At 63.6% G+C, this 24,838-nt stretch carries 25 protein-coding genes and 1 riboswitch; of the genes, 10 read left to right on the forward strand and 15 right to left on the reverse strand.

The genetic code is table 11. The annotated features are described in order from the left end of the window. Positions 1-38: 38 nt before the first annotated feature. Complete coding sequence (locus AC3CBN_RS10905) at positions 39-545, reverse strand: hypothetical protein (protein ID WP_488633051.1); 507 nt, start codon at positions 543-545, stop codon at positions 39-41. Continuing rightward, the gene (locus AC3CBN_RS10910) at positions 542-1,576 is read right to left on the reverse strand and encodes an amidohydrolase family protein (RefSeq protein WP_488633052.1); all 1,035 of its coding nucleotides are present in this window, start codon (positions 1,574-1,576) and stop codon (positions 542-544) included. Before AC3CBN_RS10910 ends, AC3CBN_RS10905 begins: the two co-directional genes overlap by 4 nt. A gap of 173 nt (positions 1,577-1,749) precedes the next feature. On the opposite strand from AC3CBN_RS10910, the gene AC3CBN_RS10915 reads away from it, so the two are divergent. Next, entirely contained in the window at positions 1,750-2,124 is a 375-nt protein-coding gene (locus tag AC3CBN_RS10915; RefSeq protein ID WP_488633053.1) for a YciI family protein, read from the forward strand. Between the two features lie 91 nt (positions 2,125-2,215). On the opposite strand, the gene AC3CBN_RS10920 is transcribed toward AC3CBN_RS10915, so the two are convergent. Continuing rightward, positions 2,216-3,430 (reverse strand): beta-ketoacyl-[acyl-carrier-protein] synthase family protein, encoded by a 1,215-nt coding sequence (locus AC3CBN_RS10920; protein ID WP_488633054.1) that lies wholly within the window; start codon positions 3,428-3,430, stop codon positions 2,216-2,218. A gap of 54 nt (positions 3,431-3,484) precedes the next feature. Further along, positions 3,485-3,739: an acyl carrier protein gene (locus tag AC3CBN_RS10925; protein WP_488633055.1), complete on the reverse strand. Its 255-nt coding sequence runs from the start codon at positions 3,737-3,739 to the stop codon at positions 3,485-3,487. Positions 3,740-3,965: 226 nt separating this feature from the next. Here AC3CBN_RS10925 and AC3CBN_RS10930 point away from each other — a divergent pair, with 226 nt between their 5' ends. The 3 genes from AC3CBN_RS10930 to AC3CBN_RS10940 all read left to right on the forward strand — a co-directional run bounded on the left by AC3CBN_RS10930 (position 3,966) and on the right by AC3CBN_RS10940 (position 6,821). Then, the gene (locus tag AC3CBN_RS10930; RefSeq protein ID WP_488633056.1) at positions 3,966-5,024 is read left to right on the forward strand and encodes a GNAT family N-acetyltransferase; all 1,059 of its coding nucleotides are present in this window, start codon (positions 3,966-3,968) and stop codon (positions 5,022-5,024) included. Beyond that, on the forward strand, positions 5,011-5,886 hold the full coding sequence (locus AC3CBN_RS10935) for a hypothetical protein (RefSeq protein WP_488633057.1): 876 nt from the start codon (positions 5,011-5,013) through the stop codon (positions 5,884-5,886). Before AC3CBN_RS10930 ends, AC3CBN_RS10935 begins: the two co-directional genes overlap by 14 nt. A 113-nt stretch (positions 5,887-5,999) precedes the next feature. Further along, entirely contained in the window at positions 6,000-6,821 is an 822-nt protein-coding gene (locus AC3CBN_RS10940; RefSeq protein ID WP_488633058.1) for a CPBP family intramembrane glutamic endopeptidase, read from the forward strand. 26 nt (positions 6,822-6,847) lie between these two features. Here the strand turns inward: AC3CBN_RS10940 and AC3CBN_RS10945 are convergent, their stop codons facing one another. From AC3CBN_RS10945 to crcB, 10 genes are all read right to left on the reverse strand, one after another. Beyond that, on the reverse strand, positions 6,848-8,050 hold the full coding sequence (locus AC3CBN_RS10945; RefSeq protein WP_488633059.1) for a DegT/DnrJ/EryC1/StrS family aminotransferase: 1,203 nt from the start codon (positions 8,048-8,050) through the stop codon (positions 6,848-6,850). A gap of 1 nt (position 8,051) precedes the next feature. Then, positions 8,052-8,483: a DMT family transporter gene (locus tag AC3CBN_RS10950; RefSeq protein WP_488633060.1), complete on the reverse strand. Its 432-nt coding sequence runs from the start codon at positions 8,481-8,483 to the stop codon at positions 8,052-8,054. A 4-nt stretch (positions 8,484-8,487) separates the two neighbouring features. Further along, positions 8,488-8,850: an EamA family transporter gene (locus AC3CBN_RS10955; RefSeq protein WP_488633061.1), complete on the reverse strand. Its 363-nt coding sequence runs from the start codon at positions 8,848-8,850 to the stop codon at positions 8,488-8,490. 10 nt (positions 8,851-8,860) lie between these two features. Then, positions 8,861-9,700: an alpha/beta hydrolase gene (locus AC3CBN_RS10960; protein ID WP_488633062.1), complete on the reverse strand. Its 840-nt coding sequence runs from the start codon at positions 9,698-9,700 to the stop codon at positions 8,861-8,863. A gap of 294 nt (positions 9,701-9,994) precedes the next feature. After that, the gene (locus AC3CBN_RS10965; RefSeq protein WP_488633063.1) at positions 9,995-10,495 is read right to left on the reverse strand and encodes a hypothetical protein; all 501 of its coding nucleotides are present in this window, start codon (positions 10,493-10,495) and stop codon (positions 9,995-9,997) included. Positions 10,496-10,591: 96 nt separating this feature from the next. Next, entirely contained in the window at positions 10,592-12,829 is a 2,238-nt protein-coding gene (gene parC / locus AC3CBN_RS10970) for a DNA topoisomerase IV subunit A (protein WP_488633064.1), read from the reverse strand. 130 nt (positions 12,830-12,959) lie between these two features. Next, entirely contained in the window at positions 12,960-13,835 is an 876-nt protein-coding gene (locus AC3CBN_RS10975) for a TraB/GumN family protein (protein WP_488633065.1), read from the reverse strand. 53 nt (positions 13,836-13,888) lie between these two features. Next, positions 13,889-15,007 carry a cyclopropane fatty acyl phospholipid synthase gene (gene cfa, locus AC3CBN_RS10980; protein WP_488633066.1) on the reverse strand — a complete coding sequence of 373 codons (1,119 nt, stop codon included), beginning with the start codon at positions 15,005-15,007 and terminating at the stop codon, positions 13,889-13,891. 39 nt (positions 15,008-15,046) lie between these two features. Continuing rightward, on the reverse strand, positions 15,047-15,379 hold the full coding sequence (locus AC3CBN_RS10985) for a DUF190 domain-containing protein (RefSeq protein ID WP_488633067.1): 333 nt from the start codon (positions 15,377-15,379) through the stop codon (positions 15,047-15,049). Between the two features lie 8 nt (positions 15,380-15,387). Further along, complete coding sequence (gene crcB, locus AC3CBN_RS10990) at positions 15,388-15,774, reverse strand: fluoride efflux transporter CrcB (RefSeq protein ID WP_488636717.1); 387 nt, start codon at positions 15,772-15,774, stop codon at positions 15,388-15,390. Between the two features lie 62 nt (positions 15,775-15,836). Continuing rightward, positions 15,837-15,941, reverse strand: a riboswitch (Fluoride riboswitch). Positions 15,942-16,072: 131 nt separating this feature from the next. Here crcB and AC3CBN_RS10995 point away from each other — a divergent pair. Together AC3CBN_RS10995 and AC3CBN_RS11000 are read left to right on the forward strand one after the other, a co-directional pair. After that, on the forward strand, positions 16,073-16,213 hold the full coding sequence (locus AC3CBN_RS10995; RefSeq protein WP_488633068.1) for a hypothetical protein: 141 nt from the start codon (positions 16,073-16,075) through the stop codon (positions 16,211-16,213). A 115-nt stretch (positions 16,214-16,328) separates the two neighbouring features. Then, positions 16,329-17,594: a multidrug effflux MFS transporter gene (locus AC3CBN_RS11000; protein WP_488633069.1), complete on the forward strand. Its 1,266-nt coding sequence runs from the start codon at positions 16,329-16,331 to the stop codon at positions 17,592-17,594. Between the two features lie 111 nt (positions 17,595-17,705). Here AC3CBN_RS11000 and AC3CBN_RS11005 read toward each other — a convergent pair whose 3' ends face one another. Next, on the reverse strand, positions 17,706-19,730 hold the full coding sequence (locus AC3CBN_RS11005) for a S1 family peptidase (RefSeq protein WP_488633070.1): 2,025 nt from the start codon (positions 19,728-19,730) through the stop codon (positions 17,706-17,708). 212 nt (positions 19,731-19,942) lie between these two features. Here AC3CBN_RS11005 and AC3CBN_RS11010 point away from each other — a divergent pair, with 212 nt between their 5' ends. The 4 genes from AC3CBN_RS11010 to AC3CBN_RS11025 all read left to right on the forward strand — a co-directional run bounded on the left by AC3CBN_RS11010 (position 19,943) and on the right by AC3CBN_RS11025 (position 24,836). Continuing rightward, positions 19,943-20,821 (forward strand): pseudouridine synthase, encoded by an 879-nt coding sequence (locus tag AC3CBN_RS11010; RefSeq protein ID WP_488633071.1) that lies wholly within the window; start codon positions 19,943-19,945, stop codon positions 20,819-20,821. Positions 20,822-21,030: 209 nt separating this feature from the next. After that, a complete protein-coding gene (locus AC3CBN_RS11015; protein ID WP_488633072.1) occupies positions 21,031-22,098 on the forward strand; it encodes a class I SAM-dependent methyltransferase in 1,068 nt (355 codons plus the stop codon). Next, a complete protein-coding gene (locus AC3CBN_RS11020) occupies positions 22,095-22,808 on the forward strand; it encodes a pseudouridine synthase (RefSeq protein WP_488633073.1) in 714 nt (237 codons plus the stop codon). Before AC3CBN_RS11015 ends, AC3CBN_RS11020 begins: the two co-directional genes overlap by 4 nt. A gap of 468 nt (positions 22,809-23,276) precedes the next feature. Then, positions 23,277-24,836, forward strand: coding sequence for a protein adenylyltransferase SelO (locus tag AC3CBN_RS11025; RefSeq protein ID WP_488633074.1), 1,560 nt, complete (start codon positions 23,277-23,279; stop codon positions 24,834-24,836). Positions 24,837-24,838: the final 2 nt, after the last annotated feature.

The raw sequence follows: 24,838 nt of genomic DNA on the forward strand, positions 1-24,838 counted from the left end.
AGGTGCGCCCAACATGGGCGCGCACCCGGTTAAACAGCTTATTTCAGGCGCGCGGCAATGGCATCGCAACCCTTGTCAAAGGCTGCTTTCCACGGTGCACCAGCCTGACTCTGCGACGGACGCACACAACGCAGCTGGATGGCGTGGCTGTCCTTGAGCCAGTAGCGCTCGCTGTAGCTGTACTGCGCGCCATTTTCCTGTGCCGTGTAAACGAAATTGTCGGCACCCTGGCCAGTGGCGGCTTGATAACCGGTGAGCGCTTTCGCCTTGCTCATGGCGCCGCTCACGTACTGCTGGAAGGCGCTGACGTCGGCCACCTGCTTCACCGTCACGGTGACACGCGCAAGGCTGCTGGCGGCGGTGGGCGACGGGTCGGGCACCTGGAACACACGTACTTCCGGATCACCCTGGGTTTCCATGATGCCAACCCACTGGTCGGGCGTGCTGAAGTTGACGCTGCCATTGGCCATGCTGATGTCGGTGGCGTGGGCTGCGCCGGCCAGCACAAGGGCGCTGGCGAAAACCATGTTGCGGAAGAAGCTCATGCCTGCTCCTGTGGAACTGCAATGGGTTCGAATCGGTGTCGTGACAGCCCTAGCCATTCCAGGGCAGTGCCGTGGAAGAGCTGCGCACGGGCGGCATCGTCCAGGCCTAACGCCTCGATGCCGCTGCCCGGATGCTGTTCCCCCAGCGGGAAAGGATAGTCGGTCCCTAGCATCACGCGCTCGACCCCTGTCACATCCAGGAGATAGCGCAGGGCTTGCGGGTCGTGCACGCAAGAGTCGAAATACAGCCGCTGCAGGTACTCGCGCGGGTTGCGCGGATTGTCAGTGGCCACCAGATCGGGGCGCATGCGGAAGCCGTGCTCGATGCGGCCGATGCTCCACGGGAAGCTGCCGCCACCGTGGGCGAGCATCACGCGTAGCTTGGGCAGACGTTCCAGCACACCGCCAAAGACCAGGCAGCACGCGGCGCGTGATTGTTCGGCCGGCATGCCCACCAACCACGGCAGCCAGTACTTGGGCATGTCGGCCGCGCCCATCATGTCCCATGGATGCACCATGACGGCCGCGCCAAGATCCGCGGCGGCTTCGAAGAACGGGAACAGCTCTGGCGCGTCCAGGTTCCAGTCGTTGCAGTGCGAGCCGACCTGCACGCCCTGCAGGCCCAGTTCGTCGATGCAACGCTCCAGCTCGCGGATGGCCAGTTCGGGCGACTGCAGTGGCACCGTGCCGATGCCGGCATAGTGGCGGGGGTAGTTGTTGCAGAGCGCCGCTGTGTTGTCGTTGAGGTGGCGATGCAGCTCCAGCGCCTGGTAGCCAGGCGCCCAGTAGGAGAACAGCACCGGCACGGTGGACACCACCTGCACGTCCACGCCGAAACGGGCGTAGTCGTCGATGCGTTGCTGCGGGTCGAATGCCGAATCCCACACCTCCCTGAAGAACTTGCCGTCCTTGTAGATGCGATGGCGTCCATCGTTGTGGATCATCACCGGGAAGCGTTCATCGCCGTACTTGGCGGCCAGGTTCGGCCAGTCACGGGGCAGGATATGGGCGTGGGTATCGATCTTGAGCATGGGTCGAGTTTAGGGCTTCAGCGCGGCCGCGTCGTGCCGCGGTTGCACATGGGTTGGGCGGCCAGCTGAGCGGGCGGCTGCAGTGAGACTGCCATCTTCCTGAACGTGCATCTGCAGAGTGTTGCCGGCATCATGGGGAGCGCGATCACGCCAGCCCGTCATTTGGAGGCCGCATGAAGTTCCTCGTCATGATCTATAACGACGACGTCCTGTTGGACGCGTTACCCCAGGGTGAGTTCGACACCATGATGCGCGGATGCCTTGCCCACGCGGACGAACTGCGCGCCGAGGGCCAGCTGCTCGATTCCATGCAGCTCGAATCGCCGGCGCGATCGAAGTCTCTGCGCATGCGCGACAACAAGATGAGCGTCATCGACGGGCCATTTGCCGAAGCCAAGGAATACCTTGGTGGCTTCAACCTCATCGAGGCGGCCGACATGGATGAGGCGGTGCGCATCGCCAGCGAGTTTCCATGGTCGCGCACCGGGCGTATCGAGGTGAGGCCCGTGCGCGATATGGACGCGGTGAGGCGGCGGGTAGGCGCCTGAGCCAGGCTTTCCGTGCGGCAGCGAAGCACTGTCGCAAGATTGACCCTTCGTGCAGGCCCTTTCCTCTTAGGGGAGAGGGAGAAGTGCTGACTCAGGGCGCTCGGCGAATCGCAATCACGGCGTTGAGACCGCCAAATGCGAACGAATTGCTGATGGCCGCATGCACGGTCATCTCGCGCGCCTCGTTCGGCACATAGTCCAGGTCACAAGCCGGGTCGGGGCCGAGATAGTTCAGCGTCGGCGGCACGATGCCGTCGTGGATGGCACCGATGGCGGCCACCAGCTCCAGCGCGCCGCCGGCGCCCAGCGCATGACCGTGCATGGGCTTGGTCGAGGAGATCACCATGTCGCGCGCATGCGCGCCGAAAACGCGATGGATCGCACGCGTCTCGGTACTGTCGTTGGCCACGGTGCCTGTACCGTGCGCGTTGATGTAGTCCACCTCGTCGAGCGACAGGCCACCATCGCGCAACGCCATGCTCATGGCCGCCGCTGCGCCGATATCGGACGGAGCCGCAATATCGCCCGCATCGGAACTCATGCCGGTGCCGACCAGTTCGCACAGGATGTCTGCACCGCGCTTCTGCGCCGATTCAAGCGTCTCGATCACATACATGCCGGCACCTTCGCCCAGCACCAGGCCGCGACGGCCCGCGCTGAATGGGCGACAGGTATCGGGCGCCAGCACGCGCATGGCTTCCCACGCGCGCAGCGTACCCAGCGTGATGCAGGCCTCGGTGCCGCCAACGACGGCCGCGTCGACCAATCCGGAGCGGATCATCATCGCGGCCTGCGCGAAGGCGTGATTGGACGATGCGCAGGCGCTGGCCACCACGAAGGCGGGGCCGGTGATGCCATGCACCATGCTCACCTGGCTGGCCGGCGCATTCATCATCATGCGCACGATGCCCAGCGGGTGGAAGCGGCCCTGGTGTTCACCGTAAAGCCGTTCGTAGAGTTCGTCGCGGGTGGTTTCGCCGCCCGCGCCGGTGCCGATCACCACCGCCGTGCGCGCGCCCGCTTCGCCTTCGAAGCTGATGCCGGACTGACGGATGGCTTCGTTGGCTGCAATCAGCGCGTACTCGCTGAATGGATCGAGGAGCGTGCGTCGCGCTTCATCGAAAAAATTCGCCGGATCGTAGTCGGTGACTTCGGCGGCAATGCCACCATTGCGCAACTGGCCAGGCAGGATGTGATGGATCGGGCCGATGCCGGAGCGGCCTTCGGTCATCGCCTTCCAGACGGAAGGCGCATCATGGCCAAGCGCGCAGATCGCGCCCATCCCGGTGATAACAATACGGCGCATGGTCAAAGCCTGTTTATTGCCAACGTGAGCTACCGGGAGACATTGAACAGTTGTTTAGCTTTCGGTGGCCTTCTGAGCGAGCTGACGCTCGATGGCCTCGACAAGCTGGCCGACAGTGCCGTTGTCGAAATCCGTGTCTTCGTTGGGCAGGTTGATGTTGAAATGCTCTTCGACGTCGAAGATCACCTCGATGGCGTCCAGCGAGGCAATGCCCAGATCCTTCAGGGTGGACTCCGGCTTGATCGTGTCCAGCTCGATCTTGGCCTGTTTGGCGATGATGTCGAAGGTTTCCTGCTGAACTGTGCTCATGTCTGCTTTCCTGGTTTCCATGGCGCCGAAGTGCTGCGGCATCAATCCGATGCCCTTTTCCAAGCCTGACGAACCGCCAAGGCAAAGTCCAGAATTTCGGGCGCATACGGAACGGTACGTTGCATCGTGCCCGGGCTGCCTTTCACCAACCTTATGGTGATGAGAGCCTGCCGCCGGATGCTACTGAGTCTTATGCTATGGGGTCTGTACCTAGTGGAAACGCCTTGTGCGGTACCTCAACCAGCTCGAGCCGGACGCGCTGATCGCCCGGTTCACCGAGCATCCCCCCATCGATTTCAGTGTGCTCGAAGCCGCCGGCACGCCGGCCTTCGTGGCGCCGTTTGATCTGCTCACCACGGCCGACGCGCAGCTGCGTGAAAAGATCGTGCATGCCCCGGGGTACCGATGGTGGGGAAGGCTGCTGCGTTGGCGTACCGCGTTCGTTGGCACCACGGTGTCCGAGTACGCGCTGTTTCCGCGCGGCGCCGACCCTGCGCCGCTCGCGGCGGCATTGCGCGATCAGCTAGGGCGTCGGCAGCGGCTGCTGATCATCAAGGACATTCCGCAGGCTTCGCCGCTGTTTGATGAAGCCACTGGCGCATGGTGTAGACACTTTGCCGATGCCTGCGCGACAGAGGGCTTCGTGCTGCTGGAAGGGCAGGCGCTGGCCTATGTGCCGATCGACTTCGCCAGCGAGGACGAGTATCTGGCACGCCTTTCGTCGGGCCGCCGCAAGGACATCCGCCGCAAGCTGCGCAAGCGCGATGAGGTGGTCGTAGAGACGGTGCGATGCGGCGATGCGGTTTTCGCCGATGAGATGCTGGTGGATGCGTACTACGCGCTTTACGAAAACGTCTACGCACAGAGCGAGATCCATTTCGACAAGCTCAGCCGCGCCTTCTTCGCCGCCGTATTGCGCGATGCGAACAACGGTGGCGTGGTATTCGTCTACCGCCACGAAGGCAAGATGATCGGCTGGAACCTGTGCTTTGCGGTGGAAGGCAAGTTGATCGACAAATACGTAGGCTTCGCCTATCCGCAGGCGCGGGAGCAGAATCTTTACTTCACCAGCTGGTTCCACAACCTGGCATGGGCACGCGAGCAGGGGCTGACCCACTATGTGGCCGGCTGGACTGATCCGGAGATCAAGTCCTATCTGGGTGCACAATTCACCCTGACCAGGCACGCGATCTACCTGCGCAATCCTTTGTTGCGCATGCTGGCGCGGCGGCTGGGCAGGTTCTTCGAGAGCGATAGCCAATGGGCAGCGCATGAGCAAGCGTGATCCGCTGATTCTTGATTTCGACAGCTCGGTAGGCGAGATACCGGGCGCCACCACGCTTGCCTTGTCGGACTGGCAGGAGGCGATTCGCTTCGGTTGCACGCTGCGTACGTTCAACCGGCTGCGTAACTATCTCGACACGCGTGTGCCGGACAGTTACGGCACGGTGCTGATGGGTTCGGGCGACTATCACCATCTCACTTGGCCACTGGTGGAGCGTCAGCGTGCGCGTGGCCCGTTCCAGCTGGTGGTGTTCGACAATCATCCGGACAACATGCGCTTCCCGTGGGGCATTCACTGCGGCTCGTGGGTGCGTCGCGTCGCCATGCTGCCTTACGTCACTCACGTGCACGTGGTAGGCATCACGTCCGGCGACATTGGCGTGAAGCACGCCTGGGAGAACTACCTTCGCCCGCTGCAGGCCGGCAAGCTCAGCTATTGGTGCACGGATGTGAACGTGGACTGGGCAGCCAGGCTTGGCCTGAGCGATGCGTTCCACCGTTTCGACGATCCGGATGCAATGACCTGTGCCTTCGTGCAGCAGCTGCACCAGGCACCGCAGGCGACCTATCTGTCGATCGATAAGGACGCTTTCAGCGTGGATACCGCGCGCACCAACTGGGATCAGGGACGGCTGGAAGAGCAGCACGCCATGGCGATCATCGAGGCCTTGCGCGGCCGCATCGTGGCCAGCGACATCAATGGCGAGGTTTCCGCCTATCAGTACCGCACCTGGTGGAAGCGTCTGTTGAGCGGTATGGACGGCCAGACGCCCATTCCGCAAAGCGAACTGGATGCATGGCAGATGCAGCAGCGTGCGTTCAATACGCGTTTGCTGGCAGCGATCGCCGAAAGCAGCGTGTAAGCGGTCGGCGGCACGGTAACCGCCGGCAGGACGCCGACCGGGGCAGGGAGCGCCGGCAGAATGGGCAAGAGCGCCGGCTCCTTCCGGCGATGGTCCAAGCTGGCTCCATCACCATGACTGCTGCCTTTCCTGCCAGTCGGCGCGTGCTGATCTTTCTCGCGGCCGCGTTCGGCATCTCCTGGACGGCCTGGGGCGCCTTGATCGCGCTGGCGGGAACGCAGGCGACGAGCTACGGCCAATGGCCTTACATGGCGCTCTATGTGTTGGGCGGTCTTGGGCCGACCATTGCAGCCTACGTTGCCGTGTGTCTGACCGTTGCACAGAAGCCGCTGGGAGAATTCCATCAGCGGCTATGGCGTTGGCGCGTGCGGCCGAACTGGTATGCCGTGGCGATCGGCCTGCCGGTAGTGCTGTCGTTCGTCGCCGTCGGCATGGCGGTGGTACTGCGACCGGCGATGGCGATGGCGGTGCAGATCAAGCCCTTGCACGCGTTTCCTGCGCTGTTTGCCATGATGATCGTTGGCGGTGGCCTGGAGGAGTTCGGTTGGCGCGGCGTCGCCCAAGAGGAATGGGGCCATGCCGTCGGCCAGCTCCGAGCTGCATTGATGGTCGGACCCATCTGGGCGCTATGGCACCTGCCGTTGTTCTTCTTGCCGGGGGTAAGCCAGTACCACGGGGATTTTCCGCTGTTCCTGATTGGAGTGATGGGCAACGCGCTGTTGCTCGGCTGGCTCTATAGCCAGACGCGCAGCATTCTGCTGTGCGTGTTCATGCATGCCGCGAGCAATGCGGCTACCGCGATGGGCATAGCGGTTCCTGCCGGCTATGGGCTTTCGCTGGTCGGCCCATGCCTGACGCTGGGTGTGGGCGTGCTGCTGTTCCTTGCCACGGGGAACCGAACGAAGGCCCAAGTCGACTCGACGGCTCACCCGTAGGTACGCACCCTGCGCGCGGCCGCAGGCTAGCGAGCAGCCGCACCCTCAATCACCGCGACGATACGCTCGAACGTCGCCTCATCCAGCCACGGACTGTTGGTGATGGTGAGCGAGCGCGCGGCGAAGCTGCGTGCGTTGGGCAACGACGTGTCGGGCACGACATCACGCAGGTAGCCGTAGTCAGGCAGGGCGTGGATGAACAGGCGACTGACGCCGAGTCCGGCCGTCCACAGTGTGCGCAATGCTTCGTCACGCGCCGCTTCGCTGGACATCGTAAGCAGCAGGAACGGCCACACGCCACGCTGGCCGGGCGCGTCATCGAACACGGTGACGCCAGGGATTTGCCGCAGGCGGGTCACGCGGCGCAAGGCCTGCGTGCGCGTGCCTTCGAGAAAACCGGGCAGGCGGACCAGCGCGCGCGAACCCACAGCCTGGCGCCAGGCACTGACGGTGTGCAGCGGGATGTCCGGGCCGAAGTCATCACCGACGGCTGTGACCGGATCATTGGCGGCCAGCGCCTTGCGCAGCGGGCGGCCATAGGCGAGCGGCAGCAGCGACGGACGGTAGGCGAGGGTGTAGCCGATCAGCTCCAGCGCACGTTGCCAGTCCATGCGCGCGTCAGGACGGATGGTCGCATCGTGGCTGATGGCGAAGGCGTCGCGCAGCACGACGTCACGTGTCAGCAGCAGGCCGCCTTCGAACAGGGTCAGGCCCTTGCCCACGGCGAGACTGAAGAAGCCGGCATCGCCCAGCAGGCCCACGCTGCGATCGTTCTGCATGGCGCCCAGTGCCTGCGCCGCATCTTCCAGCACGTACGCACCTGCGCGATGGGCGATGTCGAGCGCCGTGTTCACATCGGCGACTCGGCCAGCGAGATGCGTGGGCACGATTGCCAGCGTGCGTGTCCCGGTCACCGCGGCAAGCTGCGCGGCGTCCATGTCGAAATGGTTGGGCGAGAGGTCGCACAGCCGTGGCTTGAGCCCTGCATGGTGGATCGCCAGCGCCACCAATGGGCAGGTCCACGCCGGCACCACGACTTCATCGCGCTGCGGGCGCAGGCGATGCATGGCGCGCAGTGCAACCACCATGGCGGCGGTGCCGGAACATTCGAGCTGCAAGTGGCCAACACCGAGCCACTCGGCGACGCGCTTGGCGAATGGCGCGTTGCCGGGCCACAGGTCGGTCAGGCGAAGCGGCAGACCAGCAGTGGGCGGCAGCTCGCGGGCCATGTCAGTCGCCTGCGGCGACGCCCAGCGCGCCCTTGGCTTCGGTGGGGGCGTCTTGCTCGGGATGTGCGCCGCTCTCGGCAAACGCGAGGCAGATGATGCCGGCCACGATGGTGGCGGCGCCGAGCACGCGTGGCACGGTTAGTGGCTCCTGGAACAGCCACACGGAAAACAACATCACGCTGACCACTTCCAGGTGAGTGACCGCGAACGCTGGGCCGATCGGCGCGTGCTTGAGCAGCGTCATCCAGGTGAAGAAGTTGCCGATATAGCCGACCACCGCGACGTAGATCCACGGATGGCCAAACACACGCACGATCCACGCCCAGTTCGCCTCGGGTGGAAAGGCGTGGTTGCCGGCGTACTTGAAGCTCAGCTGCACCAGCGTGTCGAACAGCACCAGGATGGTGAAGCCAATGGCATAGAAACGCCTCATGCGATCAACCTCCGGCCACGCCGACGATGGCTACACCCGCCGTCACCAGCAGGATGCCGGTCACGCGCAGCGGCGTGAGCTTCTCGCGGAACAGAATGCGTCCGGCGATCATGATCACCACGATGTTGATCGAACCGAGCAGCACGCCTTCGGACAGGTCCACCAGCGATAGAAAGGCGATCCACACGAGGAACTCGGCGACATAGGATGTTATGCCCACCCATATCCACGGGCGGGCGAGCATGTACTTCCAGCGCGCCACGCCGTCGCCCGCGTTCGGGTCGCCGGCAGCTGCCTTGAAGGCGAGCTGGCCGACGGTATCCAGGGTGACGTTGAGCAGCCACAACGTGACAACCAGAGGACTCACGGTGGAATCCTCAGGCCGCAGCGCGCGCGGCAGGCTCGTAGGTGGCGGCGATCTGGCGGAAGAATTCCGCCGAGCGGTCCGCCAGCAGGCGGCGCTCGCGATCGACGGTGATCATGTGATAGCTGTCTTCCAGCCACAGCGTTTCCACTGGGCCAGACACCGAACGCTCCACCAGGCGGGCGTTCTCGATGCTGGCGATGTCGTCTTCGGTAGCGTGCGCGATGAAGCAGGGCGCGGTGACCTTGGGTAGCTCGCGCTTCACCACGGCGGCCATGTTGTACATCTCCGCCAGCGAAGGCCACGGATTGCCGGGCAGGCCAGCCGCGGCGCTGTCGCCGTTGAGCATGGCCGAGCTGATCTGCGCGCGCAGGCGCTCGTCACGGATGCCGTACGGCTCGCCCTCGTGCACCATTCGGTGCTTGCCGATGCCGAACTTGTGCAACAGTGGCAGCAGGAAAGAGAACTTGCCGATCCACGGAATCGCCCAGCCGTCGTAGCGGAAGGTGGCACCATACACGCCCACGCCCTTGACCCATTCCGGACGCTCGACGGCCAGCTTCAGCGCCAGCACGGCGCCCATCGACAGGCCGGCAACGAACAAGTGATCCACTTCGTGGCGGAATTTCTCGGCAGCCGCTTCGACGCTGGCATACCAGTCCTGCCAGCTGGTTTTCAGCAGGTCATCAGCGTCGCCACAGTGGCCTGCCAGCTGCATGCCATAGACGCTGTAGCCGGCGCGGTTCAGACCCTTGCCAAGCAGACGCATTTCGGTCGGCGTGCCCGTCAGACCATGAATCAGCAGCACGCCGCTGCGGCCACCCTCGAGGCGGAACTCGACGTTCTGGATCACTCGGAGGCTCCGGTATGGCTGGCGAAAAACGGGGAAAAGCGCGCTTGGCGCGTGGGGTGCGTACGGTAAATCATGCCGCCAGTCTGCGGGGCCACCCTTTCCAAGAACTTTCGACCCCATCTTCTTCGTCTCGCCGTCGGTGAGAAGGCCGGGGGTGAGGGGTCAATCTCGCGATATTGCAGATCGGCGCGAGGCGCCTTTGCAGGTCTTTCGCGAGCACCCGCCCCTCACCTCAATCCTCTCTCCCACAGGGACTACCTTCGGGTCGCCCGGAGGGGAGAAGAACTTAAAAGCTCAGTGCCCGTAATGTCCTTGAGAGCCACCCACTGAGATGCTCATGCCACCGGATGGATGCTCACAGCTGCCGAATGCCTGGCTGAGCGTGACGCCGCCGCCTGCGTAGCTGCCGCTGACATGGTTGCCAGCGACGACGCCCGTCGTGACGGAGCCATGGACCTGAGGCTGATTGTAGGTGGCGTCATCGCAAACGATGGTGGGCTGGCCGGCGCTGGCCTGGGAGTTGTGGCGTGCGCCGCTGGTGTCGCCGTAATACGTACCCGGCGGATCCTTGGCGTGAGCGTCGCCGTTGGCATTCGCCTGCGCTGTCGCGCCCTGGGGGGCGACAGCAGCGGGTTTGGCACTGGTATCGGTAGCGGCTGGTGTGGTGCTGCTGGAGCTGACGGCAGGAACGTTGTCCGGAAGCTTGAGGTTCAACGGCGGGTTCGCACTCTGCGCCCACGCAGCCGCCGTCAGCAGGCTGGCGGCGGCGAAAGCGGTGGTTCGGATCATCTTCATGGGAAAGCTCCGGGGACGTGCTGGCTATAACGCGCAACCGTCGCCGGTGTGCACACACCCGCATTCGATGCCGCGCAAAGGTGGGAAGTTCCCGCCTCAGGCTGTCGTTTCAATGCGTTCCACGCGCCGCAGGCCCTGCGGCAGCAGACCTCCACGGGTGGCGCGGTTGCCGCCGTACTCGACCAGGTCCGACCATTTCAGCTTGAGCTTGCGCTGGCCAGCGTAGAGCGTGACTTCGCCCTTGCCCTCGCCAACCACGGCGACGCCGACGACTTTCACGCCTGAGGTGAGCTTGGCCTTCGGCACATCGATCAGCTTGTTGCCCTTGCCCTTGTCCAGTTCCGGCAGCTCGGCCACCGAGAACATCAGCAAGTGGCCTTCCGTGGTGACCACCACGATGCGGTCACGCGCCGGATCGGCGCTGACCTGCGGCGCCAGCACCTTGGCACCGTCGCCCAGCGTGATGATCTGCTTGCCGGCCTTGTTGCGGCCGGTGAGTGCCTCGAAACGAGTGACGAAGCCGTAGCCATGGTCGGTGGCCAGGATCAGGCGCGTGTCGTTGTCGCCGGCAGTGAGCGCGTCGAAGCTGGCGCCCGAGGGCGGGCTGAAGCGGCCGGTCAATGGCTCGCCGTTTCCGCGCGCCGAGGGCAACGTGTGCGCAGGCGTGGAATAACTGCGGCCGGTGGAGTCGATGATCGCCACCTGCTGCGTGGTGCGTGCGTTCACGGCGGCGAGCAGGCTATCGCCCTCGCGATAGTTGAGGCCATCGGCATCCACGTCGTAACCCTTGGCGGCGCGGATCCAGCCCTTGGCGCTCAGCACCACGGTGACCGGCTCGCTGGCCACAAGTGCGCTCTCGTCCAGCGCCTGCGCGGCTACGCCCTGCACCAGCGGCGAGCGGCGGTCGTCGCCGAACTTGGTGGCATCGGCGCGCAGTTCTTCCTTGATCAGGCCCTTGAGCTTGGCCGGCGACTTCAACAGCACGTTGATGCGGGCGCGCTCCTCTTCCAACTGGTCGCGTTCGGCGTTGATCTTCATCTCTTCCAGGCGAGCCAGCTGGCGCAGCTTGGTTTCGAGGATGTAGTCGGTCTGATCGTCGCTGAGCTTGAAGCGAGCCATCAGCACCGGCTTTGGCTCGTCTTCGGTGCGGACGATGCGGATGACCTCGTCCAGATTGAGGTAGGCGATGCGCAAACCTTCCAACATGTGCAGGCGGCGCTCGACCTTGGCCAGGCGATGCTCGAGACGACGCGTGACCGTGGTGGTACGGAAACTCAGCCACTCGCCGAGGATGCGCTTGAGGTCCTTCACCTGCGGACGGCCATCCAGGCCGATCATGTTGAGGTTGATGCGGAAGCTCTTTTCCATGTCCGTGGTAGCGAACAGGTGCTGCATCACCTCGGCCGCGTCGATGCGGTTGGAACGCGGCACAACTACCAGACGGATCGGATTCTCGTGGTCGGACTCATCGCGCAGGTCCTCGACCATCGGCAGCTTCTTGGCGCGCATCTGCGCGGCGATCTGCTCGAGGATCTTGGACGGGCTCACCTGGTGCGGCAGCGCCGTGATGACGATGTTGCCGTCGTCCACGTGGTAGACAGCGCGGGCGCGCAGCGAGCCGGTGCCACCCTGGTACATCGCCAGCAGCTCGTTGCGCGGCGTGATGATCTCCGCTTCGGTCGGGTAGTCCGGACCCTGGATGTGCTCGCACAGATCAGCAACGGTGGCGTCAGGGTCGTCCAGCAGGCGGATGCACGCGCTTACCACTTCGCGCAGATTATGCGGAGGGATGTCGGTGGCCATGCCCACGGCAATGCCCATGGAACCGTTGAGCAGCACATGCGGTATGCGCGCGGGCAACCAGCTGGGCTCGTCCATGGTGCCGTCGAAATTGGGCACCCAGTCCACCGTGCCATGGCCCAGCTCGCCCAGCAGCGCCTCGGCGATGGGGCTGAGCTTGGATTCGGTGTAACGCATCGCCGCGAAGCTCTTGGGATCGTCCGGCGAACCGAAGTTGCCCTGGCCATCGACCAGCGGATAGCGATACGAGAACGGCTGGGCCATCAGCACCATCGCCTCGTAGCACGAGGTGTCGCCGTGCGGATGGAACTTGCCGATGACGTCACCGATGGTGCGCGCGGACTTCTTGGGCTTGGCTCCAGCGGCCAGGCCCAGCTCGCTCATGGCGTAGATGATGCGTCGCTGCACGGGCTTGAGCCCGTCGCCCACGAAGGGCAGTGCGCGGTCCAGCACCACGTACATCGAGTAGTCGAGATACGCCCGCTCGGCGTACTCCTTGAGCGGGATCTGTTCAAAATTAGCTTGCAGATTCATTCGGTTAAGTCGATGGCCTGCGCGCAGGCGGCGCGCTTAACCGAGGGATGGTGCCAGAAAGGGGGGATGGTCGGCGAGGGGCGGCTCCAGGAAGCGGGGCCTTTGATCCGGGCGGCGCCGGGAGAAGCGCTCAGTGGCTGATTCGCGAGGATTCCACGCCCAGCTTGCGCAACTGTTCCTGGAGGCTGTCGGGTCCGGCCAGATGGCCGGCGCCTACGGCGATGAAACTCACGCCGGGCTGTTTCATACGCTCGGCGATCACTTTGGCCCAGGCCTGGTTACGCTCGACGATCAGGCGCTGATAGAGCAGGGGGCTTTCCTTGCGCAGGTCTTCGTCCTCGATATGGGCAATGGCATCGGTGTCGCCGTTGCGCCACGCATCGACCAGCTCGCGCAGCTTCGCCGGACCCTCGGCAGCTTCCTTGAACGACTGGCGCAGGAAGTCCAGCTGCATGGACTCGGGCAGGTCGGCCAGCATGCGGATCTGCTTTTCCGAGGTTTCCAGTCCGTCCACCGGCTTGCCGGCCTGCTGCATGCGCGCCTTCAGCAGCTTGTCGACGCCCTGGTTCGGGTCCATCCCTGCCTGCACCAGCGGGGCCATGGTCAGCGTGAGTGCCGCCAGCCATGGCCGCATGGGTTGCAGGGTGGCCGCGCCACCCGGAACCTTGGCGGTTTCCGCAGCCCGCTCGAGACGATGCTGGTCGCTGTCATCGAGCTTGGTCGACAGCGGGTGGCCGAAGTCCACGCCGTTCTGCATTACCAGCGTCTGCATGGTGGCGGTATCGTCATCGACGATCTCAATGCTCAGGCGCTGACTTTCTTCCAGTGCCTTGTCCAGCGCAGGTGATGTCCAGTTGGTATCGGATGGCAGCAGGTGCACGGTGCCAAACAGGTAGACCGTGGCGTGGTCGTTCCTGGCTACCCAGAGACCGGGTTGCGCGGTTGCCGTTGTGACGAACAGCAAGCTGAGGGCGAGCACGGCGCCCAATGGTCGAAGCAGCTTCAAGGCAGTTCCAGGTTGAGGTCTGACGGTCGCTATTGTGCGCCATTGCGGGTGCATCAGCGCGGCACGCGATAGCCGCCGGCTACCCCACGAGGGCTCAGTGTGACCTGCCATAGCTGGTCGCGCCGGCTTCGGAATATCGCGGCGGAAACGGCCAGGTAGAAACGCCACATGCGGCGGAAGCGATCGTCGTAATGCCCGGACAGTTGATGCCAGGCGGCGTCGAAATTGGCTCGCCACGCGGTGAGGGTGAGGTCGTAGTCGGCGCCGAAATTGTGCCAGTCCTCCACCACGAACAGATCCTGCAGTGCGGCGGCCACCTGGGCGGCAGAAGGGATCACCGAGTTGGGAAAGATGTATTTCTCGATCCACGGATCGGGCCGGCTCGGGGAACTGTTGTTCCCGATGGAATGCAGCACGAACAGGCCATCGTCCCGCAGGCAACGACGAGCCACTTCGAAGTAGGTGCGGTAGTTCAGTGCACCGACGTGCTCGAACATGCCGATCGAGAAAATGGCGTCGAACGGTTCGTCGATCTCGCGGTAGTCCTGCAATCGAATTTCCACCGGCAGGCCGGCGCACAGCTCGCGCGCGAACTCGGCCTGCTCCTGCGATACGGTGATGCCCACGCCCTGCACGCCATACCGCTCGGCAGCGTATTTCAGCGCCTCGCCCCAGCCACAACCGATATCCAGCACGCGCTGGCCCGGTTGCAGGCGCAGCTTTCGGCAGATCAGATCGAGCTTGGCCACCTGCGCATCGTCGAGGTTGTTGGCTTGCGCCCAATAGCCGCACGAATACACCAGCCGCTTGCCCAGCATGGCCTTGAACAGATCGTTGCCCAGGTCGTAGTGCACCTTGCCGATCTCGAAGGCGTTCTCGCCGCGTTGCAGGTTGATGAAGCGTGCCTTGAGGTGGGCCAGCATCGTGTCGAGCGTTTTCAGCTCCGCATCCAGGTGCGCGCGAAGCAGGTGCGTGAACAAGCCAGGAAGGTCCTCGGCATCCCACCAGCCGTCCATGTAGCTTTCACCGAAGCCGAGCGATCCGTGCGCAAACACACGTGCGTACAGGCGATCGTCGTGTACGCGCAGGTCGGTTGGCGCATGGCCGTCCAGATGGATGCCGGCGTGTTCCAGCAGATGGACGGCGCGGGCTTTGAGTGAATCCTGGCTCATGCGTACCTCGTTTCCAGAACGATGCGGCAAGGCGAAGCCTCAGGTCTTGCCAAGCACCCCAAAGTTTGCGGGAGCCATTGCATACACCGCGTCGACACCGCAGCCGCGCACGGCGTCGAGCAGTGTCTGCGCCTGCGCCTCGGTAAGCAGAAATTCCACCTTCACCGCCAGGTCGTCTGCCAGTTCGAAGAACTGCTCCTCTCGCAGTACGCCGTGCCGTCCGAAACCGCACATGGCGCGGAACGCGGAGCCGCCGCCGATACCGTACTTCCTCGCATGTTCAAGCAGCCATTCATACAGCAGCACACCGTCCTGTCGCGCACGCGTATGGCAGTAGAAGGTGAGTTGCACGCCTTTATGCTCGGTTTCCATGTCGCCTCCTAGCTGCGCAGCACAGTGCGGGTGAGGGCGATGCCGCAAATGGTCATTGCGATGGAGCCAATCAGGTGCATGGCCAGGTGCCCGCCGAACCAAAGATACTGCTGGCGCAGCAGCAGCGTGGTCGACTCGGCGGAGAAAGTGGAGAAGGTAGTGAGACCGCCCAGAAAACCGGTAGCGGCGAACAGGCGCAGCTCCGGCGGCAGGGTCTGGAAGTGGTCGAACACGCCCAGCACGACGCCCATCAGCAACCCGCCCAGCAGGTTGGCGGCCAGCGTGCCCAGCGGCACGGTGGGAAAGATGGGGTTGAACAGCATGCCAAGGGTCCAGCGCAGCCAGCAACCCAGTGCGCCACCCACGCCAACGGCAACAAATCCCGCAAAGCCCACGTCTTGTCTCCCAGTCAAAAGGACTTCCCGGAAACAGGCACGCGCCTGCGCCCCGGAAGTTCCGGTGTGCAGGCATCATCAACCCGAAGGTGGTTTGCCCTCGCCAGTGTCGTCCTGAGCCGGACACCAAAGGCGAACGCGGGAGGCATGCCATCTCCCAATGGACGCATGCTAGCCGAGGCAAGGGCTGTCGTCATGGCGGCGGCATGCCGGGCGCGACAGGCAACTGATTCAGATCAGGGCGTGGGGATCCTCCGCCGTACGACGGTGTGGCGGTTCTTTCGGAGGAGGAGGCGCAATGAATCCGGTATGGCATGCCATTCTCATGGAGCCGGTCGGCTGGCTGGCGATCGGCGGCAGCATCATCATGGTGGGTATCGGCCTGGTGGTCGCCCTCTACGTGCGACGCAAGGTGCGCGAGGAGGAGCCTCGCCGGTAGCACCAGGGCGCCTCCGGAGAGGCCGCAGGCGTCTCCGAAGTGCCCATTCGTCATGGTCCGGGCTGCCGTGCAGCGCGGCTATACTCGGCGCTCTTCGCCCGCCGTGCCCACTGTCATGACTTCAACCCCGCGCCCCGTCCGGCGCAGCCTGCCGTGGCTGCTGGCGGGACTGTCGATGATCGGTCCATTCTCGATCGACGCCGTGTTCCCGGCGTTTCCGCTGATCGGTGCGCGCTTTGGTGTCGACAGCACGCACTTGCAGCAGATGATCAGCGTGTACCTGATCACCTATGCGGCGATGAGTCTTTTCCATGGCTCCATCTCCGATGCGATCGGGCGCAAGCCGGTCATCGTGACGGGCATGCTGGTCTATGCGCTGGCATCGGCGGTCGCAGCGCTCTCCACCTCCTACGGCATGCTGTTGGCCTGCCGTGCGCTGCAGGGCATGTGTGCCGGCGCGGGCCTCGTGGTGGGACGTGCCGTGGTTCGCGATAGCTTGTCTGGCGCTGCAGCTCAGCAGCTGATGTCACGCGTGATGATGATTTTCAGCGTGGCGCCGGTGATCGCGCCCATCGTGGGTGCGCAGCTGTTGTTCCTCAACGGATGGCACGGAATCTTCTGGGTGTTGATGGGTTTCACGCTCATGCTGGCGGTGGCGCTGATGCTGTTCCTGGACGAGAGCCATCCGCCGGTGGCGCGCACGCCTTTCCATCCCGGCAACCTGCTGAGCAGTTACGTGAGCTTCGGGAAGGACCGTGCGTTCTGGCCGCTGCTCATTTCCCTTTCAGTGAATTTTGCTGGGTTGTTTCTGTATATCGCTTCGGCGCCGCACATCGTCCGCGAGTTACTGCATCTGTCGGCGCAGGGTTTTCCCTGGTTGTTCCTGCCGGTGGTCAGTGGGCTGGTGGTTGGCGCCTGGCTGTCTGGGCGATTGGCCGGCCGGCGTAGCGTGGCATTCACCGTGAACCTGGGTTATGCGGCGTTGTTGCTGGCTTGCGGTTTTCATCTGCTGACAGCGCTGGTGATCCGCGAACCGACACTGCCCTGGTCGGTACTTCCGCTGGTGCTGCACGGCATCGGCGTGCAGTTGGCGTTTCCTACGCTGACGCTGTTGCTGCTCGATCGCTTTCCGCATCGACGTGGCGGCGCCTCGTCGGTGCAGGCATTTTTCAGCCTGCTGCTCTGTGCATTCGTGGCCGGCGTGATGTCGCCGCTGCTGTCGAGCAGCATGCTCTACCTGGCGCTGGGTGCGAGTGTGCTCACCGTCATCGGGTGGCTGTCTTGGCGTTGGTATCAACGGTTGAACCGGCGCCCGCCGGCTGTGCAGCCGGCGCCGGCGGTGGAGATGGAATTGCAGGCCGAGATGGCGGAACCGCATTAAGGCGCGTGGATCCCGCCATATTTGGACCAGGGCGAGATTTTGCCCGTCATTCCGGCCTGAGCCGGAATGACGAATGGGCGGGCGGCTAAGCCGTTTGCTTCCGCCTCGCCCTCAGTGCTCGCTGATCTGCACTTTTTCCATCAGCAGATTGAGCTTGCCCTTCATCGCGTCGTCTGGTCGCGGCCCGTCCACGCCGTAGAACGCCGTATACAACACACTGGGCTGGGCTTGTGTCGAAACCGGCGTGCCGCCCACAGTGCCGATGTAGGTCATGTCGTTTTCGCTATAGGGCACGCCGTCGTCCGGATGGGCCCGGTGGATAATCTTGCCCCAGTAGTTGCGGTAGCTGTCGTCGAGATCGTCGGACGGCGCAATATGGCGATTGAAGCTGATCTTCTCGGCGTTTTCGATATTGGACTTCACCACTACGTTGGTGACATCCCACACCACCTTGCCATGGTCCTCGAAATAGGACATGCCCAGCACCAGCTGGCTGTCCTGGTCGATCTTCTGCAGCGCGGGCGTGTAGGCAAAGCCAAGGCGCCTGGACTGGTAGCGGAAGTCGTTGCCGTAGTCGAAGCGGATGGCGATGTCTTTCAGCGTGGCGGGCAACAGCTCGGTATTGGCGAGATATTCCTTCCACTGGGCCAGCGTGCCGCCGTAGGAAACGTAGACGAAATCGGTGAGTGCCTTGAGGTCGCCCATTTCCTCGCGCTCGCCCTTGGCCGGCACGACGCGGATCATCGCCGCATAGCCATCGGGCACCGGCAGCAGGAAGGCAATGAGCATGGAGTTGTCGTAGGCCAGCGGCCATTCGCGCACCTGCCAGCGACGCTGGTAGGCATCGGTGAACAGGCGTTCCACGGTCGGCTTGCCCAGTGACGTCACCTTGACTTGTTCGGAGCCCACATGGCGCTGCAGCGGCGCGCCCTTGAGCAGCAGGTCCATGAACAGTTTCGAGTCGCCGTAAAGCTGCTTGCTCGCCACATCATCGGGCTTGCGCAGATGGAACATCAGCTGGCTGCCGACTGCAGCCTTTGACACGTAGCCGTTGTGGGACAGGGCGCTCTTGCTCTCGCTGGCGCTGGAAATCACCCAGGTGCCGTTGCTGCTGCGATGTAGCAAGGTAGGGAACGCGTTGAGATTGGAGCTGCCGTGCAGCAGACGGCTGGAGCCGACGCCCTTGGGAAACATCGTGTCCGCGTTCTCCGCCAGCAGGTCGTGCAGCTGTTGGTCGACATTGGCGTTGTAGAACTTCTGAAAGGTGGCGCTGAAATCGGCAAAGCTCTTGGGTAGCGGGAACTGGGCCTTGAAGCTGCCGGCCTGTTTGCTGTCGATCACGTCCAGCTGATACAGCCCCCGCGTGTCGGCCACCGCGAGGTTGGACGGAGCCTTGAGTACGAAGTCGATAGGCAGAGCGTAGTTGAGGTTTTCGTCCGGTGACTTCATCAGCACCACGCCGATGACCTTGCCGTCCTTGTCCAGCAATGGACCGCCGCTGTTGCCGGGCGAGGCGGCGGCGGAGAAGCGCATCCATTTCCAGCGGCCGTCCTCTTCCTCTGGTGTCTGCGAGGTGTACAGGCCGTCGCGGATCACGACGCCCGTGCCCAGTGCATTGCCCACGGCGTAGACCACGTCGTTCATGACCGGCTGCGTATTCACTTCCAGCGACGCCACTTTGGGCGGGTCCTTAAGCGTGAATTCGACGAAATCCTGTTGCAGCGAAAAGCGCGTGATCTTGTCGATGGCGTAGACGTGGCCGCTCACGTCGCGCACCGCAGGTTCGCCCATCAGGTTGTCGATGCCCAGCGACAGTACATGGCCGGCAGTGACATAGCGGTCTTCCCCCAGCGCGAAGGCGGTGCCGACGGAGTAGTACTTATCGTTGCGCAACTGGAACGGCAGCTGGTCGAACGGCAATGGCTTTTCGTAGCTGAGCTGGTCGTTCACCGGCTTGGGGATCACCACCTCGAACGTGGCTGCCTGCACCCGGGGCAGCACGGTCGGGTCGAGGGTGGCGGCACTCAGCGCGGGCGCGATGGTCAGGGTGATCCATGCCAGCCAGGCTGCTGCGCGCGATGGTCGCTGGTTTGTCGATGCAGCTTCTTGCCGTGCTCGGTCTGCCCGCTGATCCATGTCCTGCCCCTGTCAGATGTTCCAGGCGTCTGGGTGGCGCCTTCCCCGGGCGTTAGCCCTTCCCGGCGCGAGTGTAGCGAAGGATCCATGGGGTGGAATGGGGTACGTGGAGAGGTCATCGGGCTGCCTTGTCTCCGCCACCGAGGAGTCATCGCGAATATCCCCGATTGCGTGGCAGGTACTAAGCTCGGGCGTCCGCCATGGAGTGCCCGATGTCCCGCCCGATTGCCGCCAGTACGCTGCATTTGCCACCCGGACCTTGGGTGACAGTGCTCGATGCGTTGTGCGCGCAGTTTCCGCAGATCGGCCGCGCATTATGGGAAGACCGTTTCCTGCGCGGACGCGTGCTCGATGGGGACGGTCAGCCTTTGGCGATTGACGCGGTCTATCGCGCAGGCCTTTGCGTGCGTTACTTCCGCGAAGTGACAGACGAGGCGCCCATACCGTTTCGCGAGACGTTGCTGCATGTCGACGCGCACCTGGTCGTGGTCGACAAGCCGCATTTTCTTCCGGTGACACCGGCAGGCGGCTTTGTGCAGGAGACCGTGCTGGCGCGACTGGTTCGCACGTTGGGCAACCCCGATCTGGTGCCACTGCACCGGATCGATCGTCATACGGCGGGGTTGGTGCTGTTCTCTGCCAATTCGGCCAGCCGCTCCACCTATCAGGCGTTGTTTCGCGAGCGTCGGATCGACAAGTACTACCAGGCCTGGGCGCCTCCGCTGCCGACGATGGTTTTTCCGCTTGTGCGCCGCTCGCGCATCGCGGCCGGCGAACCGTTCTTCCGCATGCAAGAGGTGGAAGGTGCTGCCAACAGCGAAACGCAGATCGACGTGCTGGAGCGTGCGGACCGTTATTGGCGCTATGCGCTGCGGCCCCTCACCGGCAGGAAGCACCAGTTGCGGGTGCACATGGCCGGGTTGGGTGCACCGATCCTGCACGATCCGTTCTATCCGCAACTGCGGGAAGCGGCACAGGACGACCATGCGCGGCCGCTGCAACTGCTGGCGCAGGGGCTGTTCTTCATCGACCCGATCAGTGGCAAGGCCCGCGAGTTCCTCAGCGAGCTGCAACTGCTGCCGCCGGAATAGGAGCGCCACGAGATCGTCATTCCAGTGGCTCTCAACAGCCGAAGGGCTGGTCAAGCTGGAATCCAGCGTCTTTTCTCACGTCTGTAGAGTCACTGGAACCCGGCTTTTGCTGGGATGAGGGGCAAAGACCAGTTCGCTGTTCTTTGAGCGCGCGGCACCTCGCGGACCGCTAAAATATGCAGCCATCAACCCCCGGGATGCTCCGCCTGATGTCTACCGTGTTCTCCGCAGCTGCTGACGATGCGGCGCTGGAGGCCTTGTTCGTGCCTTTTGACACCGGCGCGCTCCGCCTGCCGGCGGATGGTCGCGTGCTGTTCCTGCGTGCCCGTGATGGCTTTCGCCTGCGTGAAATGGCGCGCCCGGGTTGGGTGTGTGAACAGAGCTTCAAGCCGTTCGCCGATGCATTGCAGCGCAGCGGCTTACAGATGGCTGCCCCCGATGGCGAGGAACGATTTTCTCTCGTGCTGGTATTGCCACCTCGCCAGCGCGATGAAGCGCGTGCGCTATTTGCGCAAGCCGTTCGGCGTGCGGCACCGGGCGGTATCGTGCTTGCGGCGGTGCCCAACGCAGAAGGCGCCAAATCCGCGGAAGGCGACCTGGCGCGTCTGGTCGGCTCACTGCATCAACTTTCCAAGCACAAGTGCCGGGTGTTCTGGACGGCGCCGTTGGGTGAGGGCGTGGATCAGGCGTTGTTCGGCGAGTGGCTTGCACTCGCTGCGCCGCAGCGCAACGTGGCCGGCTACATGAGCCGACCGGGCCTGTTCGCCTGGGATCGCGTGGACACGGCTTCGATGCTGCTGGCAGCCCATCTGCCTGCCGATCTGGAGGGCAGGGTCGCTGATCTCGGTGCCGGCTATGGTTATCTCTCCACGCAGATACTGGCTCGCTGTGCGGGTGTCACTTCCATCGACCTGTACGAAGCCGAGGCACGTGCGCTGGAGCCGGCGCAGCTCAACCTTGAGCAAGCGCAACGCGAATGCGGACGGCCAGTGACCTTCGCGCTGCACTGGCACGACGTCACGCAGGGTCTGTCGAATAGTTATGACGCGATCGTCAGCAATCCGCCGTTCCATCAGGGGCGCGCTGATCTTCCCGAACTTGGTCGCGCCTTCATCGATGTAGCTGCCAATGCGTTGATGTCGCATGGCCGCTTGTGGTTGGTCGCCAACCGACATCTTCCCTACGAGGCCACGCTGGCCTCACGTTTCAACCAGGTACGCACCGTGACAATGCAAGAGGGATTCAAAGTGATAGAAGCACGCGGGTTGCGCGCATGAAACTGGTCAAGCTGATCGCCAATCTTGGCTACGGCAGTCGCAGGGACGTGGCGATGATGTTCCGTGAAGGCCGCATCACCGACCTCGATGGCGAAGTGCTCTACGCCGACGACAAGGTGCCGCACGAACATATCCGCGTCGACGATGAGCTGCTCGATCCGCCCATGGGTCTGGTGCTGATGATGCACAAGCCGTTGGGCGCTACCTGTTCGCGCAAGGACCAGGGGCGCGTGGTGTATGACCTGCTGCCCCCGCGCTATCGCGTGCGTGACCCCGCGATGTCGACGGTGGGGAGGCTCGATCGCGATACGTCCGGCCTGCTGCTCTTCACCGACGATGGCGTCATGCTTCACCGGATCATTTCGCCGAAGGCATGCGTGGCCAAGGTCTACGAAGCGACACTGGCGCAGGATCTGCGCGGTGACGAGGGCGCGTTATTCGCCAGCGGTACGTTGATGCTGGAATCGGAAAATGAGCCGCTGCAGCCTGCCGCGCTGGAAGTATTGGAGCCGCGCCGCGCGCGCCTGACGCTGACCGAGGGTCGTTATCACCAGGCGCGGCGCATGTTCGCCGCCGTGGGCAATCACGTAGAGACGCTTGCGCGCATCTCAGTGGGCGGCCTGAAGTTAGGTGACCTTCCTGCAGGCGAGTGGCGCGCACTCGACAAAGACGACGTGGCGCAAATCTTCGTTTCACCCGGCAACGCCTGAGCCCAAAGGCAGCGTTGGGTGTTCGGATCAGCCAAACTGTCGTTCGCGACGGCGCGCGAGCTCATCTTCCCTGCGCGAGTGCGCGCCTGGCTGCCAGGACACGAGCCTGAAGCCGGCGTGATCCTGCGGTGATTGTTTCGAAGCTTCCTGCGAGTCCCGATGGGGGAGCATCCCTGCTACTAGCTGCATTCCGCGCTCTATGGCGGAACGGGCGAGAAGCATGTGCATTTGTAGTGGGCTCCTGACTACCCCTGCGTAGTCGTTCGAGCGCACTCTAACCATCTTCACGGGCGGTACACAAATGCCAATCGGGACTGAATTTCGTCGCAAGGTTTTCGTAAGCTTGGCAATTTTCTTCACAAAGATGAATGTTTTGCGCTGTCACCGTTCCTGCGCAATGGCTTGCAACGCAAACCGCAGGCGCCGATATAGCAGTTGACACAGACCTGCCGGGAAATCTCACCACGCATGCAACCCCTTCGCTTCGATAACGCCTTTACCCGCGAGCTGCCGGGCGATCCTGAGCAGGGTTCGCGTCAACGCCAGGTGCTGGGGGCGCTGTATTCGCTGGTGCAGCCGACGCCGGTGGCTTCCCCTCGCGTTGTCGCGTGGTCACGTGAGATGGCGCAGGCGCTGGGACTCAGTGATGCGGATGTCGCCAGCACGGAATTTGCGCAGGTATTCGGCGGCAATGCGTTGCTTGAGGGCATGCAGCCCTACGCCGCGAATTACGGTGGACACCAGTTTGGCGTGTGGGCCGATCAGCTAGGTGATGGCCGCGCGATTTCCCTGGGTGAAGCGCTCGATGGCAAGGGCCAGCGCTGGGAGCTGCAGCTCAAGGGCGCCGGGCGCACGCCCTATTCGCGCGGTGCGGACGGACGCGCGGTACTGCGCTCGTCCATCCGCGAGTTTCTCTGTAGCGAAGCCATGCACCATCTTGGCGTGCCGACCACACGTGCGCTGAGCCTGGTCGTTACCGGCGACACGATAGTGCGCGACATGTTCTACGACGGGCATCCACAGGAGGAACCCGGCGCCATTGTGTGCCGCGTGGCGCCGTCGTTCATCCGTTTCGGCAACTTCGAATTACCGGCTGCGCGTGGCGATGTCGCGCTGTTGCAGCAGCTGGCGGATTTCACCATCGCGCGCGACTTCCCCGAGCTGCGTGGCGAAGGCGAAGCGTTGTACGCGGAGTGGTTCGCCCAGGTGTGCGAGCGTACCGCGGTGATGGTGGCGCACTGGATGCGCGTGGGTTTCGTGCATGGCGTGATGAACACCGACAACATGTCCATCCTCGGACTCACCATCGACTATGGCCCCTACGGCTGGATCGACAACTTCGATCCGGATTGGACGCCCAACACCACCGACGCAGGACGCCGCCGCTATCGCTTCGGCCAACAGCCAAACGTGTGCTGGTGGAACCTGAGCCGACTGGCGATGGCGTTGTCTCCACTGTTCTCCGGCACCGAGCCGTTGCAGGCGGGGCTGGATCGGTACGTCGCCACATACACCGCCGCCGACCGCCTTTCCATAGCGGCCAAGCTGGGCCTCGCCGAGTGTCGTGACGACGATGTGGAGCTGATGCGCGAATTGCAGACCTTGCTGACGGATGCTGATGTCGACATGACGCTGTTCTTCCGTGCGCTTGCCGATATCGACCTGCAAAGGCCGTCACTGGCGCCGTTGCAGGCGGCGTTCTACGACGAGGCGAAACAGGCGGCTTCCGAGCCAGCCTTCCTCACGTGGTTGACGCGTTACGCCTCACGTGTGGTCGACGATGCACTCTCCAGCGGCGAGAGGCGCACACGCATGAACGCCGCGAACCCGCGCTACGTGCTACGCAACTATCTCGCACAGGAAGCGATCGACCGCGCGGCGCAGGGCGACTATGCAGGTATCGACGAATTACTCGATGTCATGCGTCACCCTTACGACGAACAGCCGGGACGCGAACGCTATGCGCAAAAGCGCCCGGACTGGGCCATGCACAAGGCCGGCTGCTCGATGCTCTCATGCAGTTCTTGAGC

The organism is Dyella sp. OK584 (genome assembly GCF_057787755.1).